The 20,459-nt window shown below is 63.5% G+C and carries 15 protein-coding genes and 1 tRNA gene; 9 read left to right on the forward strand and 7 right to left on the reverse strand.

Annotation, left to right across the window (positions count from 1 at the left end; genetic code table 11):
• Window positions 1–74 precede the first annotated feature (74 nt).
• The 4 genes from U5A89_RS06440 to aroQ all read right to left on the reverse strand — a co-directional run bounded on the left by U5A89_RS06440 (window position 75) and on the right by aroQ (window position 2,803).
• Complete coding sequence (locus U5A89_RS06440; protein ID WP_338160372.1) at window positions 75–419, reverse strand: arsenate reductase family protein; 345 nt, start codon at window positions 417–419, stop codon at window positions 75–77.
• Entirely contained in the window at window positions 416–1,768 is a 1,353-nt protein-coding gene (gene accC / locus U5A89_RS06445; protein WP_338160373.1) for an acetyl-CoA carboxylase biotin carboxylase subunit, read from the reverse strand. The genes U5A89_RS06440 and accC overlap by 4 nt, the downstream gene beginning before the upstream one ends.
• Before the next feature lie 13 nt (window positions 1,769–1,781).
• Window positions 1,782–2,270 carry an acetyl-CoA carboxylase biotin carboxyl carrier protein gene (accB, locus tag U5A89_RS06450; RefSeq protein ID WP_338160374.1) on the reverse strand — a complete coding sequence of 163 codons (489 nt, stop codon included), beginning with the start codon at window positions 2,268–2,270 and terminating at the stop codon, window positions 1,782–1,784.
• 92 nt (window positions 2,271–2,362) lie between these two features.
• Window positions 2,363–2,803, reverse strand: a complete 441-nt coding sequence (gene aroQ, locus U5A89_RS06455) for a type II 3-dehydroquinate dehydratase (protein WP_338160375.1) — start codon at window positions 2,801–2,803, stop codon at window positions 2,363–2,365.
• A gap of 114 nt (window positions 2,804–2,917) precedes the next feature.
• Here aroQ and thiS point away from each other — a divergent pair, with 114 nt between their 5' ends.
• The 8 genes from thiS (at window position 2,918) to U5A89_RS06495 (ending at window position 11,075) form a co-directional block, all read left to right on the forward strand.
• Entirely contained in the window at window positions 2,918–3,946 is a 1,029-nt protein-coding gene (gene thiS / locus U5A89_RS06460; RefSeq protein WP_338160376.1) for a sulfur carrier protein ThiS, read from the forward strand.
• 81 nt (window positions 3,947–4,027) lie between these two features.
• Entirely contained in the window at window positions 4,028–4,738 is a 711-nt protein-coding gene (locus tag U5A89_RS06465) for a CoA transferase subunit A (RefSeq protein ID WP_338160377.1), read from the forward strand.
• Window positions 4,738–5,610, forward strand: a complete 873-nt coding sequence (locus tag U5A89_RS06470) for an HAD family acid phosphatase (RefSeq protein WP_338160378.1) — start codon at window positions 4,738–4,740, stop codon at window positions 5,608–5,610. Before U5A89_RS06465 ends, U5A89_RS06470 begins: the two co-directional genes overlap by 1 nt.
• Before the next feature lie 2 nt (window positions 5,611–5,612).
• Window positions 5,613–6,248: a CoA transferase subunit B gene (locus U5A89_RS06475; protein WP_338160379.1), complete on the forward strand. Its 636-nt coding sequence runs from the start codon at window positions 5,613–5,615 to the stop codon at window positions 6,246–6,248.
• A gap of 11 nt (window positions 6,249–6,259) precedes the next feature.
• Window positions 6,260–6,700: an HIT family protein gene (locus U5A89_RS06480; RefSeq protein ID WP_338160380.1), complete on the forward strand. Its 441-nt coding sequence runs from the start codon at window positions 6,260–6,262 to the stop codon at window positions 6,698–6,700.
• Window positions 6,701–6,749: 49 nt separating this feature from the next.
• Entirely contained in the window at window positions 6,750–8,045 is a 1,296-nt protein-coding gene (locus U5A89_RS06485; protein ID WP_338160381.1) for a glycosyltransferase family 4 protein, read from the forward strand.
• A gap of 134 nt (window positions 8,046–8,179) precedes the next feature.
• On the forward strand, window positions 8,180–9,820 hold the full coding sequence (locus tag U5A89_RS06490; RefSeq protein WP_338160382.1) for a capsular polysaccharide export protein, LipB/KpsS family: 1,641 nt from the start codon (window positions 8,180–8,182) through the stop codon (window positions 9,818–9,820).
• Window positions 9,813–11,075: a capsule biosynthesis protein gene (locus U5A89_RS06495; protein ID WP_338160383.1), complete on the forward strand. Its 1,263-nt coding sequence runs from the start codon at window positions 9,813–9,815 to the stop codon at window positions 11,073–11,075. Before U5A89_RS06490 ends, U5A89_RS06495 begins: the two co-directional genes overlap by 8 nt.
• Window positions 11,076–11,368: 293 nt before the next feature.
• Here the strand turns inward: U5A89_RS06495 and U5A89_RS06500 are convergent.
• From U5A89_RS06500 to rpoB, 3 genes are all read right to left on the reverse strand, one after another.
• Window positions 11,369–11,442: transfer RNA gene (locus U5A89_RS06500), tRNA-Gln, on the reverse strand.
• 242 nt (window positions 11,443–11,684) lie between these two features.
• Window positions 11,685–15,971, reverse strand: a complete 4,287-nt coding sequence (rpoC, locus tag U5A89_RS06505) for a DNA-directed RNA polymerase subunit beta' (protein WP_338160384.1) — start codon at window positions 15,969–15,971, stop codon at window positions 11,685–11,687.
• 75 nt (window positions 15,972–16,046) lie between these two features.
• Entirely contained in the window at window positions 16,047–20,246 is a 4,200-nt protein-coding gene (gene rpoB / locus U5A89_RS06510; RefSeq protein ID WP_338160385.1) for a DNA-directed RNA polymerase subunit beta, read from the reverse strand.
• On the opposite strand from rpoB, the gene U5A89_RS06515 reads away from it, so the two are divergent.
• The gene (locus U5A89_RS06515; protein ID WP_338163149.1) at window positions 20,137–20,451 is read left to right on the forward strand and encodes a hypothetical protein; all 315 of its coding nucleotides are present in this window, start codon (window positions 20,137–20,139) and stop codon (window positions 20,449–20,451) included. The genes rpoB and U5A89_RS06515 overlap by 110 nt on opposite strands.
• Window positions 20,452–20,459: the final 8 nt, after the last annotated feature.

Here is a 20,459-nt window from a genome sequence, read left to right on the forward strand (position 1 = left end):
AGCGAGTTGGACAGTTGAATCGCCTTTTCGAACCGGACATCGTTTCGATATCGAAACGATGTCCGGTTCGATTTCTAAAGGATTTCCAGCACCTTGTCCTGCGGTCGGCAGAAGCGGACACCCTTTTCCGTCTCGACGAAGGGGCGGTTCACATAAGCGGGATTGGCCGTCATTTCGTCCAGGATCGTGTCGGCATCCATGGCGGGCAAGCCACGGTCTTCCGCGTCGGTGCCCATGGTGCGGATCGCGTCCGCCGGGGTCAGCCCGGCGTCGGCGATGATCTGCGCCAGCTTGTCGCGGCTATAGGGCGTCTTGAGATATTCGATCACCTCGACATCGACGCCCGGCGTTCCTTCCAGGATCGCCAGCGTCTTGCGCGACGTGCCGCATTTGGGGTTGTGCCAGATGGTCGCCTTCACGCGTCGCCGTCCCGCGCCAACCACTCCTCCAGCCACTTGATCGTATAATTGCCGTCCAGGAAATCGGGATCGTGCAGCAGCGCCTGATGCAAGGGGATCGTGGTCTTCATCCCTTCGATCACATATTCTTCCAGCGCGCGGCGCAGGCGCATGATCGCGCCTTCGCGGGTGCGGCCATAGACGATCAGCTTGCCGATCATGGAGTCGTAATAGGGCGGCACCTTATAGCCCTGATACAGGCCGCTATCGACGCGGACATGCATGCCGCCCGGCACATGATAGCTGGTCACGGTGCCCGGCGAGGGCGCGAAGGTCTTGGGATCTTCGGCGTTGATGCGGCATTCGATCGCATGGCCGGTGAAGCGGATGTCTTCCTGCGCCACCGACAGCGGTTTGCCTTCCGCCACGCGAATCTGTTCGCGCACCAGGTCGAGGCCGGTGATCATCTCCGTCACCGGATGTTCGACCTGCAACCGGGTGTTCATTTCGATGAAGTAGAATTCGCCATTTTCCCACAGGAATTCGATCGTGCCCGCGCCGCGATAGCCCATGTCGGCCATCGCCTTGGCACAGACGCCGCCGATGCGTTCGCGTTCGGCCTGGCTCAGGACCGGGGAGGGGGCTTCTTCCAGCACCTTCTGGTGGCGGCGCTGGAGCGAGCAGTCGCGCTCGCCCAGATGGATGGCATTGCCCTTGCCGTCGCCGAAGACCTGGATTTCGATGTGGCGCGGGTTGCCGAGATATTTTTCGAGATAGACGGTGGCGTCGCCGAAGGCGGCCTTCGCTTCCGACCCGGCCTGCTGCATCAGCGTTTCCAGCTCGTCGGGCGACGTGCAGACCTTCATGCCGCGACCACCGCCGCCGGATGCGGCCTTGATGATGACCGGATAGCCGGCCTTTTCCGCGATCGCCTTGGCTTCCTCAAGATCGCTGATTGCGCCGTCGGAGCCGGGGACGAGCGGTAGGCCGAGCGCGCCTGCGGTGCGCTTGGCTTCGATCTTGTCGCCCATGGTGCGGATATGTTCGGGCTTCGGCCCGACGAAGGCGATGCCGTGCGCTTCGACGATTTCGGCGAACTTGGCGTTTTCCGACAGGAAGCCATAGCCCGGATGGATCGCATCCGCGCCGGAGATTTCGGCGGCGGAGATGATTGCCGCGACGTTCAGATAGCTGTCCTTGGCCGCGGGCGGCCCGATGCAGATCGCTTCGTCGGCCAGCCGCACATGCATGGCGTCGGCGTCGGCGGTCGAATGGACCGCCACCGTCTTGATGCCCATTTCATGGCAGGCGCGATGGATGCGGAGCGCGATTTCGCCCCGGTTGGCGATCAGCAGCTTTTCGATGGCCATGGGTGGTGCGGCCTTATTCAATGACGATCAGCGGCTGGTCATATTCGACCGGCTGGCCGTTATCGACCAGCACGGCCTTGACCGTGCCGGAGACGGGCGCGGCGATCGCGTTCATGACCTTCATGGCCTCCACGATCAGGATCGTTTCGCCAGCGGCGACCTGCGCGCCGATGCGGGCGAAGGGGGCGGAGCCGGGTTCGGCCGACAGATAGGCGGTGCCCACGATCGGCGATTTGACCAGCGTGCCCGCAGGCAGCGAGGCTTCGGCGGGCGCAGCAGGCGCGGCGGCCGGTGCGGGGGCAGCGGCAGGCGCAGCGGCGACCGGGGCAGGCGCGGCATAGACGGGCGCGGCGCTGGCGGCGGCCTTGCGCGCGACGCGGATCTTGCGGTCGCCGTCCTCTACCTCGATCTCGGTCAGGTTGGTGTCGTCTAGCAGCGCGGCGAGATCCCGCACCAGTTGCATGTCAACCTGCATTGCGCCCTTTTCATGCCTGTCGTTCATTTGATGTTCCCGAACGGTGAATGTCGTTTCTTGCCCCGCGCCTATGCGCATTTACGCCCAAGCGCAACTTTTGTGCGCCCAAATGCGCCGCCTTAAAGTTCCAGCGCGGCTTCGAGCGCCAGCATGTAGGACATCGGGCCAAAGCCCGCGATCGTCCCCTTGGCCGCCATGCCGACATAGCTTTTATGGCGGAATGCTTCGCGTTTATGCGGATTGGACAGGTGGATTTCGATCACCGGCACGGTGATGCCCTTGATCGCGTCATGCAGCGCGACCGAGGTGTGGGTGAGGCCGCCGGGATTGAGGAGGACGGCATGGGCGCCCTCCGCATGGGCTTCCTGCAGCCAGTCGATCAGATGGCCTTCATGATTGGACTGGCGAAAATCGATTTCGACATGGGCGCGGGTGGCCGCGTCGTCCATCCGCTCGGCTATGTCGTCCAGCGTGTCATAGCCGTAGATTTCCGGCTCGCGCGTGCCCAGCATGTTCAGATTGGGTCCGTTGAGCACATATATTTTGCGCATGTCGGCCATGGCGATCCCCTTGCATGTTGCGACCGGGGCAAGGCCGCCCCTATATGCGGCACGATCCTTAGCCCTTCGTGTCTCGGTTAGTCGAGACATCTTCGCATGTTCGGGAAAGCTATAGTGAGCACAGACGGCACCATCTCCATCCATATCAATGGCGAGCATCGCCGCATCCGCGACGGGCTTAGCCTGGCGCAACTGGCGAGCGAACTGGGCTTCGTGCCCGAAAAGGTCGCGGTGGAGCGCAATCTGGAGGTCGTGCCCCGATCGACCCTGGCGCAGGTGATGGTCGAGGATGGCGATGAACTGGAGATCGTCCACTTCGTCGGTGGTGGCGACCATCCGGTCGCGGCGGGCGGTGGCGACGTGTCGGCGCTGAATGACGATAGCTGGACCGTGGCGGGCAAGACCTTCCGCTCGCGCCTGATCGTGGGCACGGGCAAATATAAGAGTTTCGAGCAGAATGCGGCGGCGGTGGCGGCGTCGGGGGCGGAGGTCGTGACCGTGGCGGTGCGGCGGGTCAATGTGTCGGACCCCAAGGCGCCGATGCTGACCGACTATATCGACCCCAAGGTCATTACCTACCTGCCTAACACAGCGGGTTGTTTCACCGGTGAGGAGGCGATTCGCACGCTGCGCCTGGCGCGCGAGGCGGGCGGATGGGACCTGGTGAAGCTGGAAGTGCTGGGCGAGGCGCGGACGCTTTATCCCGACATGGTCGAAACGCTGCGCGCGACCGAGGTGCTGGCCAAGGAAGGTTTCAAGCCGATGGTCTATTGCGTGGACGATCCGATCGCGGCCAAGCGGCTGGAGGATGTCGGCGCGGTGGCGATCATGCCGCTGGGCGCGCCGATCGGGTCGGGGCTGGGCATCCAGAACCGGGTGACGATCCGCCTGATCGTGGAGGGCACCACGCTGCCGGTGCTGGTCGATGCGGGCGTGGGGACTGCTTCGGAAGCGGCGCAGGCGATGGAATTGGGCTGCACCGGCGTGCTGATGAACACCGCCATTGCCGAAGCGAAAGACCCGGTGCTGATGGCGGCGGCGATGAAGGCGGGGGTCGAGGCCGGGCGTATGGCCTATCGCGCCGGGCGCATGGGCAAGCGTATGTATGCCGATCCGTCCAGTCCTTTGGCGGGGCTGATCTAAGGGCGCTTTTCGCGATCGCAGCAAATTGACCGGCCCGATGCTTGTGCTTATGGGCATGGGCAAGTTGGAGGAGGAACGGCGATGGTGAACAAGCTCTACCCTGATGCGGCTTCGGCGCTGGAAGGCTTGCTGTTCGACGGGATGCATCTGTGTGCGGGCGGTTTTGGCCTGTGCGGTATTCCCGAACGGCTGATCGACGCGATCCGCGATGCGGGCGTCAAGGATCTGACCATCGCGTCCAACAATGCCGGTATCGACGGCGAAGGGCTGGGCAAGCTGCTGCGCACGCGGCAGGTCAAGAAGATGATCTCCTCCTATGTCGGCGAGAATAAGGAGTTCGAGCGACAATATCTGGCGGGCGAACTGGAGGTGGAGTTCTGCCCCCAGGGCACGCTGGCCGAACGGTGCCGCGCGGGCGGGGCGGGCATCCCCGGTTTCTATACCAAGACCGGCGTCGGCACCCAGGTGGCCGAGGGCAAGGAAGTGAAGACGTTCGACGGCCAGGATTATATCCTGGAACGCGGCATCTTCGCCGATGTCGCCATCATCAAGGGCTGGAAGGCCGATGAGAGCGGCAACCTGATCTTCCGCAAGACCGCGCGCAATTTCAACGCGCCGATGGCGACCGCGGCGAAAATCTGCATCGCCGAGGTCGAGGAAGTGGTGCCGACCGGCAGCCTGGACGCGGATGCGATCCATCTGCCCGGCATCTATGTGAAACGCATGATCGTGGGCGCGCCCTATGACAAGAAGATCGAGTTCCGGACGGTAAGGCAGCGGGAAGCGGCGTGATGTCGCTGGCGTCGCGCATGGTTCCGGCGCTGCTGCTGGCGCCGCTGGCCGCCTGCGCGACCATGCCGTCTGCCGTCGTTTCCGCGCCGCCTGCCGATCCGCCAGCGGGGATGCAATATCTCTACGGGTCGGGCGAGGCGGCGGCGCTTTCGGTGCAGGCCTGGCGCGCCCTGGTTGGCCATGTCGCGGCGCAGGTGAAGGCGCGGCCTTTGGACAGCGTGGTGCTGGCGGCGGATGCGACGTTGGCTGCGCCGCGCTTCGTGCCCTGCGGCGACAAGCCCTCTGCCGCGGTGTTCGACGTGGACGAGACGGTGATGCTGAACAGCGGCTATGAATATCATGGCGCGAAGGTTGGCAAGGGGTTCGACGCGGCAAGTTGGGACGCGTGGGAAAAGACCGGCGAAGGCGCGGTCGGGCCGGTGCCGGGCGCGGACATCGGGCTGCGCGATCTGCGGGCGATGGGCGTGACGGTGATCTTCAACACCAACCGGTCGGCCGCCAATGCCGATGCGACGGCGCGCGCGATCAAGGCGGCGGGGCTGGGTGACGCCGTGCATGGTAAGACGCTCTATCTGAGCGGCGATGATGCCATGGGATCGCGCAAGGATGGTCGCCGGGCGACGATCGCGGCGCGCTATTGCGTCATCGCCATGGGCGGCGACCAGCTGGGCGATTTTTCCGATCTGTTCAATGCCGGGCAGGGCGTGGCGGTGCGCCGCGCCGCGACGTTGCAGGCGCCGATCGCGGGATTGTGGGGCAAGGGCTGGTTCGTGCTGCCCAATCCCGTCTATGGCAGCGGCCTTAAGGGCGGCTATGACGATATATTTCCAATGGACAAGAGGTGGGCGCCGCCCGCCCAAGGGGAGAAGTAAAGATGCCCTGGACTCGTGACGAGATGGCCGCGCGGGCGGCGAAGGAATTGCAGGACGGTTTTTACGTCAATCTGGGCATCGGTATTCCGACGCTGGTCGCCAACCATATCCCGGCCGGGGTCGAAGTGACGTTGCAGTCGGAAAACGGCATGTTGGGCATCGGGCCTTTCCCGTTCGAGGGGGAGGAAGACGCCGACCTGATCAATGCGGGCAAGCAGACGATCAGCGAATTGCCGCAGACCGCCTATTTTTCCAGCGCCGACAGCTTCGCCATGATCCGGGGCGGGCATATCGACCTCACCGTGCTGGGCGCGATGGAAGTCGCGGAAAATGGCGACATCGCCAACTGGATGATCCCCGGCAAGATGATCAAGGGCATGGGCGGCGCGATGGATCTGGTCGCGGGCGTCAAGAAGATCATCGTGGTGATGGAGCATACTTCCAAGAACGGCGATCCCAAATTCATCCCCGCCTGCACGCTGCCGCTGACCGGCAAGGATGTGGTCGATATGATCGTCACCGACCTGTGCGTGTTTCAGCGCGCAGACCATGACAGCCCGTTCAAGCTGGTCGAAATGGCGCCGGGCGTGACGGCGGATGAGATCGCGGCTAAGACCACCGCCCATTATGTGAGCTGAGGACGGCCAGGATGAGCCTTGACGGCGTCTATGACGACAATAACCCCTTCGCCCTGATCCTTGCGGGCAAGATACCGTCGACCAAGCTGTATGAAGACGAACATACGCTCGCCTTCCTCGATATCCAGCCGCAGGCGAAGGGGCATAGTCTGGTCATTTCCAAATGGTCCAAGGCGCGCAACATCCTGGAGATCGAGGACGAGGCGCTGGCGCAGGTGATGGCGACGGTCAAGAAGGTCGCCAACGCCACGCGCAAGGCGCTTGTCCCCGATGGCATCCATGTCGCCCAGTTCAACGGCGCGCCGGCGGGGCAGACGGTGTTTCACCTGCATGTCCATATCGTGCCCCGATTCGAAGGCGGGCCGCAGGGCTTTGGCGCGCATGCCCAAGGCCAGTTTGCCGACGCAGCCGCGTTGAGCGCGCTGGCCGACGAGATTCGCGCCCAATTCTGATGCCCCTTCCTTTTATCGTTCGGCCGTCCTGGTCTGAGGGGCAGCCCTGATGGGGCTGCGTCCCTTCATTGCGCCCGGCGCGCGGCTGGCGCTGCGGTCCAAGCGGGCGAGCCAGCTGGTGCCGGGCGGGCGCGGCGACAGCGAGGTGATCCTGGACATTTCGCGGCTGTTGTCGCGGTCCTTCCATCCAGCGCCCACCGGTATCGATCGCGTCGAATATGTCTATGCCCGCGAACTGCTGGACCGGATGCCCGATCGGCTGGCCTTTGCCGCGGTGCATCCGGCCGGTGGCTATTATGGGCGGCTAAGCAGCGCGGCCGTGCGGCAGTTCCTGGCCTTTACCGCCGCCAAATGGCGCAACGCGCGGACGGCCGATACGAGCGAGAGCAAGGCGGCGGTGATCCGCCACCTGTTCGCCACCCGCCCCCGGCCGGTGCCGCGCACGACCAGACCGCGCGTCTATCTACAGGTATCGCCCCATCATCTGGACGATCATGCGCAGGTCGGGGCGATCCTGCGGGCGGAGGGGGCAAAGTTCATCACCCTGGTGCATGACGTCATCCCCCTCAGCCATCCCGAATATGCCCGGCCCCAGGGCGCGGACGAGCATCGCCGCCGGGTGCGCACGATCGACAGTTTCGCCCATGGCATCATCGGCAACAGCCAGGCGACGATCGAGGCGCTGGCGCCGCATATGCGCCATGGGTTGGATGGGCGCGCCATCCGGGTCGCGCATTTCGGCGCGGACGCGCCCGATATATTCGGCGCGAAGGGCGAAGCGCTGCCCGAGCGGCCCTATTTCGTCTATATCTCCACGATCGAGCCGCGGAAGAACCATCTGTTGCTGCTCAACCTGTGGCGGCGGCTGATCGAGCGATTGGGCGATGCCGCCCCGGTGCTGGTGCTGATCGGACGGCGCGGCTGGGAGAATGAGAATGTCATCGACATGCTGGAGCGGGCCGAAGCGCTGCGCGGCCATGTGATCGAAGCGGGCGAGGTGTCGGACAACCGGATGCAGGCGCTGGTCGCCAACGCGCGGGCGATGCTGATGCCGTCCTTCGCCGAAGGTTTCGGGATGCCGGTGGTCGAGGCGCTGGCGGCGGGCGTGCCGGTGATCTGCAGCGACATCACCGCCCATCGCGAGGTCGGCGCCGATGCACCGGACTATCTCGATCCGCTCGACGGCATGGGGTGGATGCGCGCGATTGAGGCCTATAGCCAAGCGCAGTCGCCCCAGCGGGCGGCCCAGATCGTCCGGCTGGCCCAGTGGCGGGCGCCGACATGGCGTGACTATTTCGACATCGTCACCGACCTGATCGAAGAAGTGACAGCCTCTGTTCCTTGACCTTCACCGGCCGCGCCCGCATGGACGGTGGCAGGCATGAAAGGACAAGGCATGGCCCGTAGCGGGGCAGTATCAGGCAGCACGATCGGCGCGCGGGCGCGATCGCGAATCGCTTCGGCGCCTGTCGCGCGCGGATGACGCCTGTCCCGTTTCTGCGATCGCCCCCTTTTTCGGGCATCGATCCCGCGACGGCCGCGGTCAGCGCGCCGGTGGGCGCATCTGTGGCGGCGGCGCCGGTCGCGGATGAGGTGTTGGACCTGTTGGTTCAAGCCCGTGTCGGCGGGGACTTTTGGGGCCATCGGCCGGAGGGCGTTGCGCTGGTCGTGCGCGCAGGCGTACCTGTCCAGGGGGCGGCGCTGTCGGGACTGATGCCTGAGCAGATCGCGATCCTGCCTGCATCGGGGGAGGTTCGAACGTCATCGGTCAAGGGTCGTCGCCTGCCTGCCTATTGCGATCCGTGGGCGCTGGTTGCGCAAGCGCGGGCGGTCCATGCCGCGCCCGACGATGACATCGCCCTTGTCGCAGGCCTGCTGGGCGTCGCGATCATCGATCCCGAAGGCGTGCCGGTCGATCCGGCTACGGCGCGGGCGGCACTGAAGGTGCGGCTGGCAGCGGCGCGTTATCGCGACTGTTTCACCGGCGCGCCGGTCGATGTTGCGCAGGCGATCGCGCAGCTGGCCGACTGGCGTCGTCATCTCGATGGCAATCGCGGCATAGCGGCAGCCAGCGGCATGGCCTTCTGGAAGCGAGAGGCGATGCGGCACTTCCTGTGGGATGGTCTGCGCGCGCCACCCTTTCTGTCGGCGCCGCGCGGCTTGCGCCAGGCGCGGCGGGATGGTGGGGCACTGGCGATCTGGCCGTCGCGCGTGCCGCCTGCGATCGTTGCGGAGGCCAAGGCGGGGGCCGTGCCGGTGACGCGGGTCGAGGACGGCTTTTTGCGGTCGCGGGGACTGGGCGCAGCGCTGCATCCGCCCGGATCGGTGGTCGTGGACCGGACCGGCATCTATTATGATGCGCGCAGCGCCAATGATCTGGAAACGCTGCTGGCGACCCATGATTTTCCGCCTGCGCTGGTCGCGCGTGCCGCCCGCCTGCGCCAAAGGGTCTGCGCTGCGGGCGTCACCAAATATGGTCCCGAAGCAGGGCGGATGATCGCCCTGCCGCCGGGCCGTCGCACGGTGCTGGCGGTGGGCCAGGTGGAAGACGATCTGTCGGTGCGCCTGGGCGGCGCGGGCGTCGCGGGCAATCTGGATTTCCTGATGCGGGTCCGCCGCGCCGAACCGGATGCCTGGATCGTCTATCGCCCCCATCCCGACGTGCAGGCGGGGCATCGCAAGGGCCATCTGCCCGATCCGGTGGTGCTGGCGCACGCCGACGCGATCGATACCGGCGCGCCGCTAATGGCGCTGGTGCAGGCGGTGGACGACGTGCACGTCCTCTCGTCGCTCACCGGGTTCGAAGCGCTGATGCGCGGATGCGCGGTGACCGTGCATGGGATGCCCTTCTATGCCGGATGGGGGCTGACCCGTGATCGTGCTACGGCTATCGCCCGGCGGGGACGTCAACTCAGTGTGGATCAGCTTGTCGCGGGAGCCTTGATTCTCTATCCTCGCTATCTTGATCCGGTTACGCGTTTGCCCTGCGGTCCTGAAGTGATGGTGGACCGCATGGCCGATGGATCGACGCCGCCGGTGACATGGCTTATCCGGTTGCGGATGCTACAGGGGAAGTTGCGCCGATTTATGACTTTGTTCGCCGAGTTCCTGCATGGTTAACGTCCCCGCCAAGACATTTCTGTTTCTGCAAGGGCCGCACGGTCCCTATTTCGCGATGCTGGCGCAGGCGTTGCGCGAACGGGGCCATCGCGCGTTGCGGATCAACATCAATGGCGGCGACAAGATCGACTGGCCGGGCGACGCCACCGATTATCGCGGGACGTTTCGCAACTGGCCGTTGTTCTTCGACGATTTCGTCGTCAACCATGGCGTCACCGATCTGATCCTCTACGGCGATTGCCGCCCCTATCATGCGTCGGCACATGGCATGGCCCATTTGCGCGACCTGCGTGTGCATGTCCTGGAAGAAGGCTATATCCGGCCCGATTTCATGACGTTGCAGGATGACGGCGTGAACGGCAATTCCACCCTGCCGCTGGACCCGCAATGGTATCTGGACCAGGCGCGCGGCCTGCCCATGCAGGAAGAGGTGGCACCGCCAATTCCGTCGACCTTCCGCGCGCGGGCGCGCAACACGATGCGCAATGGTCTCGCTGCGGCGCTGATGCGGCCTTATTTCCCGTTCTACAACACGCACAGGCCACATAGCTTCCTGATGGAATCCCTGGCCTGGTGCTGGAAACTGGTGATGCGCACCAATTATGAACGGCGATCGCGGGCCGACTGGGAGCAGGTCAAGGACAAGCCCTATTTTACGCTGCCGCTTCAGCTCAATTCCGATTATCAGATCCGCATCCACTCGCCCTTCGGCAATATGCGCGCCGCGCTGCGCTTCGTGATCAAGAGCTTCGCGCAACATGCGTCGGACGGCGTCTCGCTCGTCGTGAAGCGCCATCCGCTCGATCCGGGCCTGGTGGGATGGGACCGGCTGACCCGACGCCTGGCGCGCCATTATGGCGTGGCGGACCGGGTCGTCTATCTGGCCGACTGGGACATTGCCGAAGTCGTCGACAAGTCGCTCGGCGTCGTGACGGTCAACAGCACAGTGGGAACATTGGCGCTGAACGTGGGTAAGCCGGTGGTGGTGCTGGGCCATGCGGTCTACAAGGTGCCCGGCGTCGTCTATACCGGAAGGCTAGACGATTTCTGGCGCGCGCCGCGGGCGCCCGATCTGTCGCTCTATTCCGCCTTTCGTCGCGTGCTCATCGACCGATGCCTGGTGCGTGGCGGGTTGCTCAGCGAACAAGGCCTGCAACTGCTGGTCCGCAATTCCGTGGCGCGGTTATTGGGCCATCGGACGTTACACGACCATAATTCGACGCTGGAATTGCGCTCCGTTGTTATGCAGGGCTGATCCTTCGTTTCTTGCCTGAAGGCTCGAACGGCGTTGTCGTTATTTCCGTAAGCCTAGGCAGAGGGTAATATTTCAGCGCTGTTCGAGGCGGTTGCCGGAAGCAGGATTGCCTAGATTCACCTCCAGGACGAAGGCGATCGGAACAAGTCGATCGTGTAGAACAAGCAATCTGCCATGCGCTATAGCACAAGCGTCACCAGGGGTGTGTTTGCCATCAATCTGATGCAAATGGGCAAGTATCAGGCCCGGCTGCGGATTGAAGCAATAAGTTCAGCTATTCGGTTGGGAAATTTTGGATGCCCGACAAGGACTCGAACCTTGATTGACGGAGTCAGAGTCCGCTCTCTTACCATTAGAGGATCGGGCATCAGCCAAGCGCGTGTCTCGCTTGGGAGGCCGCAGATAGTCGCGGTCGGTATCCTGGTCAAGAGCTTTTGGACGGACTTAGCCGACTTTTTGATCGACGTTTGAACGGTTTTTCATCCAACCAAAAGAAAACCCGCCGGACAGCATGACGCGTCCGACGGGCATTGTCCTCTTCCCTCGCGGGGTCAAGGGGCATGGGAGCCGCAACCCATATAGGGAGCGGCTCCCGGCCTTTCAAAGGGCTTATTCGCCGTCGCTCTTCAGCAGGTAATCGCCCGCGTCCGCGTCGCTGCCGTGGGTTTCCCCTTCGACGGCGGCCAGTGGATCGTTGCCGATCGCCGCTTCCGGACCCTGCGCCAGTTCAGCCGCACGTTCTGCAGCAGCCGACTTGGGTGCGATCAGGTCCACCTGGCTGGAGGCGCGCAGCGCGGCCCGCAGTGCGGCGTCACGCGACGAAGCGGCGACGCGCAGGCGGTTCATGCCCGCGCCCGTACCCGCCGGGATCAGGCGGCCGACGATGACGTTTTCCTTCAGGCCGACCAGCGTGTCCTTCTTGCCCTGGACCGCCGCTTCCGTGAGGACGCGGGTGGTTTCCTGGAAGGACGCGGCCGAGATGAACGAACGGGTCTGCAGCGACGCCTTGGTGATGCCGAGCAGCACCGGCTTGCCCGCGGCAGGCGCGAAGCCCGCTGCCAGCTTGCTGTTGATCTCGTCCATTTCCTCGCGGTCGATCTGCTCGCCCACCAACAGAGTGGTGTCGCCGGACTCGATGATCTCGACCTTCTGCAGCATCTGACGAACGATCGTTTCGATGTGCTTGTCGTTGATCTTCACGCCCTGCAGGCGATAGACTTCCTGGATTTCGGCGACCAGATATTCGGCCAGCGGCTCGATACCCAGCACTTCCAGAATGTCGTGCGGATCGGGCGAACCGCCGATCAGGTTGTCGCCGCGCTTCACGAAGTCGCCTTCCTGAACGTCGATCACCTTGCTCTTGGGGATCAGATATTCGACCGGCTCGCCGCCATCCTCGGGATTGATGGCGATCTTGCGCTTCGCCTTGTAATCCTTGAGGAACTGGACGCGGCCCGACACCTTGGCAATGATCGCATTGTCCTTGGGCTTGCGGGCTTCGAACAGTTCGGCGACGCGCGGCAGACCACCGGTGATGTCGCGGGTCTTGGCCGCTTCGCGGCTGACACGCGCCAGCACGTCCCCGGCCTGCACCTGCGCGCCATCATCGACCGACAGCGTCGCCCCCACCGCCAGCATATAGCGGGCCGCTTCGCCGGACTGGTCGTCCAGCAGGGTCAGGCGCGGGCGAAGGTCTTCCTTGGTGCGGGCAGCACCACGATGTTCCGTCACGACGCGCTGGGCGATGCCGGTGGCTTCGTCGGTCTGTTCGGTCAGCGTCTTGCTGTCGATCAGGTCGACATATTTGACGATACCCGGCTTTTCCGTGATCACCGGCATGGTGAAGGGATCCCACTCGGCGAAGCGATCGCCCTTCTTCACGGTGTCGCCATCTGCAAACAGGATGGTGGCGCCGTAAGGCAGGCGATGGGTTTCGCGCTCGCGGCCTTCGCTGTCGATGATCGCGATCTCGCCGTTGCGGGCGAGGCTGAGGCGACGGCCTTGCTTGTCGGTGATGGTCGGCATGTCACGCAGTTCGATCGTGCCGTCCGCCATCGATTCCAGGTTCGACGTTTCGTTGAAGTTCGCTGCGCCGCCGATGTGGAAGGTACGCATGGTCAACTGCGTGCCCGGCTCACCGATGGACTGCGCCGCGATGACGCCGACCGCTTCACCGATATTCACCGGCGTACCACGGGCCAGGTCACGGCCGTAGCATTTGCCGCACACGCCCATCCGGCTTTCGCAGATCAGCGGGCTGCGGATCTTGACCGCCTGGGTGCCGATCGCCTCGATCTTGGCGATCATCGGTTCGTCCAGCAGCGTGCCGATGGGGATGACGATGCTGCCATCCTTGCTGTCGACAATGTCCTGCGCCGTGGTGCGGCCCAGGATGCGTTCGCCCAGCGACGCGATGACGCTGCCGCCCTGGACGATCGCCTTCATCTCCAGCGCCTTTTCGGTGCCGCAATCTTCCTCGACGATGGTGCAGTCCTGCGACACGTCGACCAGACGGCGGGTCAGGTAACCCGAGTTCGCCGTCTTGAGCGCCGTATCCGCCAGGCCCTTACGCGCGCCGTGGGTGGAGTTGAAATATTCAAGGACGGTTAGGCCTTCCTTGAAGTTTGAGATGATCGGCGTTTCGATGATCTCGCCCGAAGGCTTGGCCATCAGGCCGCGCATACCGGCCAGCTGCTTCATCTGTGCCTGCGAACCACGGGCACCGGAGTGCGCCATCATGTAGATCGAGTTGATCTGCGCGAGGCGACCGGTCTGTGGATCCTTAGGCTGGGCGCGGATTTCGTCCATCATCGCGTTCGCGACCTGGTCACCGCAACGGCTCCAGGCGTCGATCACCTTGTTGTACTTTTCCTGCTGCGTGATCAGGCCGTCCTGATATTGCTGCTCGTAATCGGCCACCAGCGCCTTGGTTTCGGCGACGGTGCCTTCCTTCGAGTCCGGAATGACCATGTCATCCTTGCCGAACGAGATACCGGCCTGGAACGCGTGGCGGAAGCCCAGCGCCATGATGGCGTCGGCGAACAGCACCGTGTCCTTCTGGCCGGTGTGACGATAGACCTCATCGATCACGTCGCCCACGTCCTTCTTGGTCAGCAAGCGGTTGACGACGTCGAAGGGCACTTTGTGGCTCTGCGGCAGACATTCGCCCAGCAGCATGCGACCCGGCGTCGTTTCGTAGCGCTTGAGGTAGCTCTTGCCCGCTTCGTCGGTCTGCGGCACGCGGCTGATGATCTTGGAATGCAGCGTCACCGACTTGGTGAACAGCGCCTGATGGACTTCCTGCATGTCGCTTAGCAGCATGCCTTCGCCCGGCTCGCCTTCGCGTTCCATCGACAGATAATAGATGCCCAGCACCATGTCCTGCGACGGCACGATGATCGGCTTGCCATTCGCGGGCGACAGGATGTTGTTGGTCGACATCATCAGCACGCGCGCTTCCAACTGGGCCTCAAGGCTCAGCGGGACGTGCACGGCCATCTGGTCACCGTCGAAGTCGGCGTTGAAGGCGGAGCAGACCAGCGGGTGAAGCTGGATCGCCTTGCCCTCGATCAGCACGGGTTCGAACGCCTGGATGCCGAGGCGATGGAGCGTCGGCGCGCGGTTCAGCATCACGGGATGCTCGCGGATCACCTCGTCCAGGATGTCCCAGACTTCCTTGCGCTCCTTTTCGACCCACTTCTTCGCCTGCTTGAGGGTCATGGAGAGACCCTTGGCGTCGAGGCGCGCGTAGATGAAGGGCTTGAACAGTTCGAGCGCCATCTTCTTGGGCAGGCCGCACTGGTGCAGCTTGAGTTCCGGGCCGGTCACGATGACCGAACGACCCGAATAGTCGACGCGCTTGCCGAGCAGGTTCTGACGGAAGCGGCCCTGCTTGCCCTTGAGCATGTCGGACAGCGACTTCAACGGCCGCTTGTTCGCGCCGGTGATGACGCGGCCACGACGGCCATTGTCGAACAGGGCGTCGACGGCTTCCTGCAACATGCGCTTTTCGTTGCGGACGATGATGTCCGGCGCGCGCAGTTCCATCAGGCGCTTCAAACGGTTGTTGCGGTTGATGACGCGGCGATAGAGGTCGTTCAGGTCCGACGTCGCGAAGCGGCCGCCGTCCAGCGGCACCAGCGGGCGCAGTTCAGGCGGAATGACCGGCACGACGTCCAGGATCATCCATTCGGGGCGGTTGCCCAATTCCAGGAAGCTCTCAACCACCTTCAGGCGCTTGATGATCTTCTTGGGCTTCAATTCCGACTTGGTGACGGCCAGCTCGTCCAGCAGGATCTGCTTTTCGCCTTCCAGGTCGAGGTCCATCAGCATCTGCTTGACCGCTTCCGCGCCGATCCCGGCGGAGAAGGCGTCTTCGCCATATTGATCCTGCGCGTCGAGCAGTTCGTCTTCGTTGAGAAGCTGGAACTTTTCGAGCGGGGTCAGGCCCGGTTCGGTGACGATGTAGGATTCGAAGTAGAGGACGCGCTCAAGCTGCTTCAACTGCATGTCGAGCAGCAGGCCGATGCGCGACGGCAGGCTCTTCAGGAACCAGATATGTGCGACGGGGGCGGCTAGTTCAATATGGCCCATGCGCTCGCGGCGCACCTTGCTCACCGTGACTTCGACACCGCACTTCTCGCAGACGATGCCCTTATATTTCATGCGCTTATACTTGCCGCACAGGCATTCATAATCCTTGATCGGACCGAAGATGCGCGCGCAGAACAGGCCGTCACGCTCGGGCTTGAACGTGCGATAGTTGATGGTTTCGGGCTTCTTGATCTCGCCGAAGGACCAGGACCGGATGCGCTCTGGCGAGGCAAGGCCGATCTGGATCTGGTCGAACGTCTCGGTCTTGGCGACCGGATTGGCGAAGTTGGTCAGTTCATTCATAATATCAGTCCCTCTGGAGGGTAAATGTCCGGGCGAAGAAGGGGAGGGGCGCCGCCGTCGGCCGCGCCCCCGTCCTTATTCCGCCGCTTGCGCCAGGCCGTCTTCGTCGGTGGCCTCGTCCATCGTGGCGAGTTCGACGTTCAGACCCAGCGAGCGCATTTCCTTGACCAGCACGTTGAAGCTTTCGGGAATGCCGGCCTCGAACGTGTCGTCACCCTTGACGATCGCCTCATAGACCTTGGTGCGGCCGACCACGTCGTCCGACTTCACCGTCAGCATTTCCTGCAACGTATAGGCCGCGCCATAGGCCTGGAGCGCCCAAACCTCCATTTCACCGAAGCGCTGACCACCGAACTGCGCCTTACCACCCAGCGGCTGCTGCGTGACGAGGCTGTAGGGGCCGATCGAACGGGCATGGATCTTGTCATCGACCAAGTGATGCAGCTTCAACATATAGATGATGCCCACGGTGACCTTGCGGTCGAAGCGATCGCCGGTGCGGCCGTCATACAGGTCCGACTGGCCCGAGGTATGCAAGCCTGCCAGCGACAGCATCGCCGACACGTCGGCTTCACGCGCGCCGTCGAACACCGGGGTCGCCATCGGGATGCCCCGCTGGAGATGCTCGGCCAGATCGATGATCTGCTCGGGCGTGCGGCCTTCGATCTGCTCGGCATAGCGCGGACCATAGGAGGTCAGCAGCCGTTCCTTGACCGCGTCGGGCATGTCGCCCGCCGACGGGTTCGGATTGGCCTCACGCCAGTCTTCCAGCGCATGCTTAAGCTGCTGGCCAAGGCCACGGGCAGCCCAGCCCAGATGGGTTTCGAAGATCTGCCCGACGTTCATGCGCGACGGCACGCCCAGCGGGTTCAGCACGATATCGACATGGGTGCCGTCTTCCAGGAACGGCATGTCTTCGACCGGCAGGATGCGCGAGATGACGCCCTTGTTACCGTGACGGCCGGCCATCTTGTCGCCTGGCTGCAGCTTGCGCTTCACCGCGACGAACACCTTGACCATCTTGAGCACGCCCGGGGGCAGCTCGTCGCCGCGCTGCAGCTTGTCGACGCGATCCTCGAACTTGTCCACGATCGACTTGACCGCTTCGTCATACTGACCCTTGATCGCTTCGATCTGGGCCTGACGGCTGTCGTCCTCTACCGCGAACTTCCACCATTCGTGACGCTCGACTTCGGCCAGCAGAGCCTCATCGATCGCCACGCCTTTGCGCACGCCCTTTGGCGCGGCAGAGGCGGTCTGGTTCAGCAGCATTTCGTGCAGGCGGTTGAAGGTTGCACGATTGAGGATGGCGCGTTCGTCCTCGCGATCCTTGGCGAGGCGGTCGATTTCCTCCCGCTCGATCGCCATGGCGCGCTCGTCCTTGTCGATGCCGTGGCGGTTGAACACGCGCACTTCAACGACCGTCCCAGCAACGCCCGGCGGCAGGCGGAGCGACGTGTCGCGCACGTCGGACGCCTTTTCACCGAAGATCGCGCGGAGCAGCTTTTCTTCCGGCGTCATTGGCGATTCACCCTTGGGGGTGATCTTGCCGACCAGGATGTCGCCCGGCTCCACTTCGGCGCCGATATAGACGATGCCTGCCTCGTCGAGGTTGCGCAGCGCTTCTTCACCGACGTTCGGGATGTCGCGGGTGATGTCCTCCGGCCCCAGCTTGGTGTCGCGGGCCATCACCTCGAACTCCTCGATATGGATCGAGGTGAAGACGTCGTCCTTCACGATCCGCTCGGAGATCAGGATGGAGTCTTCATAGTTGTAGCCGTTCCAGGGCATGAACGCGACGAGCGTGTTGCGGCCCAGCGCCAGTTCGCCGAACTCGGTCGAGGGACCGTCGGCGATGACGTCGCCGGCTTCGACCAGGTCACCGACCTGCACCAGCGGACGCTGGTTGATGCAGGTGTCCTGGTTCGACCGCTGGAACTTCTGCAGCGTGTAGATGTCGACGCCCGACTGACCGGCTTCGATATCGCCGGTCGCGCGGATGACGATACGGGTCGCATCGACCTGATCCACGATGCCCGCCCGCTTGGAGGCGACCGCCGCGCCGGAGTCACGGGCAACCGTGCCTTCCATGCCGGTGCCCACGAACGGCGCTTCGGCACGTACCAGAGGCACGGCCTGACGCTGCATGTTCGATCCCATCAGCGCGCGGTTGGCGTCATCGTTTTCCAGGAACGGAATGAGCGAGGCTGCGACCGACACCAGCTGCTTGGGGCTGACGTCCATCAGCGTGATATGATCCTTGGGCGCCATCAGGAACTCGCCGGCCTCGCGGGCGGATATGAGATCCTCGGTAAAGGTGCCGTCGGCATTCACTTCGGCGTTGGCCTGCGCGATCGTGTGCTTGGCCTCTTCCATCGCCGACAGATAGACGACGTCGTCGGTGACCTTATTGTCCAAGACCTTGCGATAGGGCGTTTCGATGAAGCCATATTTGTTAACACGGCTGAACGTCGCGAGGCTGTTGATCAGACCGATGTTCGGGCCTTCGGGCGTTTCGATCGGGCAGATACGGCCATAATGGGTCGGGTGAACGTCGCGGACTTCGAAGCCTGCGCGTTCGCGGGTCAGACCGCCCGGCCCAAGCGCCGATACGCGGCGCTTGTGGGTGACTTCCGACAGCGGGTTGGTCTGATCCATGAACTGCGACAGCTGCGACGAGCCGAAGAATTCACGCACGGCCGCCACGGCGGGCTTCGCGTTGATCAGGTCGTTGGGCATCACGGTCGACACGTCGACCGACGACATACGCTCCTTGACCGCGCGCTCCATGCGCAGCAGGCCGACGCGATACTGGTTTTCCAGCAGTTCGCCGACCGAACGGACGCGACGGTTGCCCAGGTTATCGATATCGTCGATTTCGCCCTTGCCGTCCTTGAGGTTCACCAGTTCCTTGACCACGGCGAGGATATCCTCGGTTCGCAGCGTCGTCACCGTGTCCTCGGCGTCGAGGTCGAGGCGCATGTTCAGCTTCACGCGGCCCACGGCCGACAGGTCGTAGCGCTCCGGATCGAAGAACAGACCGGCAAACAGCGCTTCTGCGGTTTCCTTCGTCGGCGGTTCGCCAGGACGCATGACGCGATAGATATCGCTCAGCGCCTGGTCGCGGTCTTCGGCCTTGTCGGCCTTGAGCGTATTACGAATCCACGGACCGGTGCCGACATGGTCGATGTCCAGCAGTTCCAGACGGTCGATGCCCGCCTTGTCCAGCTTCTCAAGATTCTCAGGCGACACTTCGTCACCGGCCTCGATATAGATTTCGCCGGTGCTCTCGTTGATGAGGTCATAGGCGCTGTAGCGGCCATAGACTTCCTCGGTCGGGATCAGCAGCGTTTCCAGGCCGTCCTTTTCCGCCTTGTTGGCGGCGCGGGGCGAAATCTTTGTGCCCGCGGGGAAGATCGCTTCGCCGGTCTTGGCGTCGACGATGTCGAACGCAGGCTTCAGGCCGCGCCAGGCTTCGGCGAGATAGGGGATGACCCAGCCGCCTTCGCCACGGACGAACACGACCTTGTTGTAGAATTCGCCCAATATTTCTTCCGGCGTCAGGCCCAGCGCGAACAGCAGCGCGGTGACCGGCAGCTTGCGCTTGCGGTCGATACGGACGTTGACGATGTCCTTGGCGTCGAATTCGAAATCGAGCCACGAACCACGATAGGGAATGACGCGCGCGGCGAAGAGATATTTGCCCGACGAGTGGGTCTTGCCACGGTCATGGTCGAACAGGACGCCCGGCGAACGGTGCATCTGGCTGACGATCACGCGCTCGGTGCCGTTGACGATGAAGGTGCCGTTGCCCGTCATCAGGGGCATGTCGCCCATGTAGACGTCCTGCTCCTTGATATCCAGGACCGAACGGGTTTCGGTGTCCTGATCGACTTCGAACACGATCAGGCGCAGGGTTACGCGCATCGGCGCGGCATAGGTGATGCCGCGCTGGCGGCATTCTTCTACGTCGTACTTGGGGTCTTCCAGCTCATAATGGACGAAGTCCATTTCGGCGGTGCCGGCGAAATCGCGGATCGGGAACACGCTGCGCAGCGTCTTTTCCAGGCCCGACACATAATTGATCGACGGGTCGGAACGGAGGAACTGTTCATAGCTCTCCCGCTGGACCTCGATCAGGTTGGGCATCTGCACCACTTCGTGGATGTCGCCGAACACCTTCCTGATACGCTTTTTTGCGCCGGTGTTGCTGATCGGGGAGAGCTTTGGTCGCCATGCGTTGTCCTTGCCTTCATTCGTCGCGTTTTTTCGCATCCCGGCGAAAACTCAGTCCAGGCGCAATGGAAAAACCGGTGATTCGCACCCGTCATTCCACGCAAAAAAGTGCGGGCCGGGACTGTCCGATCCGCACTGTCAGCACATTGTGACCCGTCAAAAATCGCTCAATCCCGCCAGCTTCGCGCGCAATTCGAAGCCGGACCCCGAGCGATCCGGGGACGGCCAACCGCCAGGCGCATAGCGCAGCGG

Source organism: Sphingobium sp. HWE2-09, assembly GCF_035989265.1.
Taxonomy (GTDB): Bacteria; Pseudomonadota; Alphaproteobacteria; order Sphingomonadales; family Sphingomonadaceae; genus Sphingobium.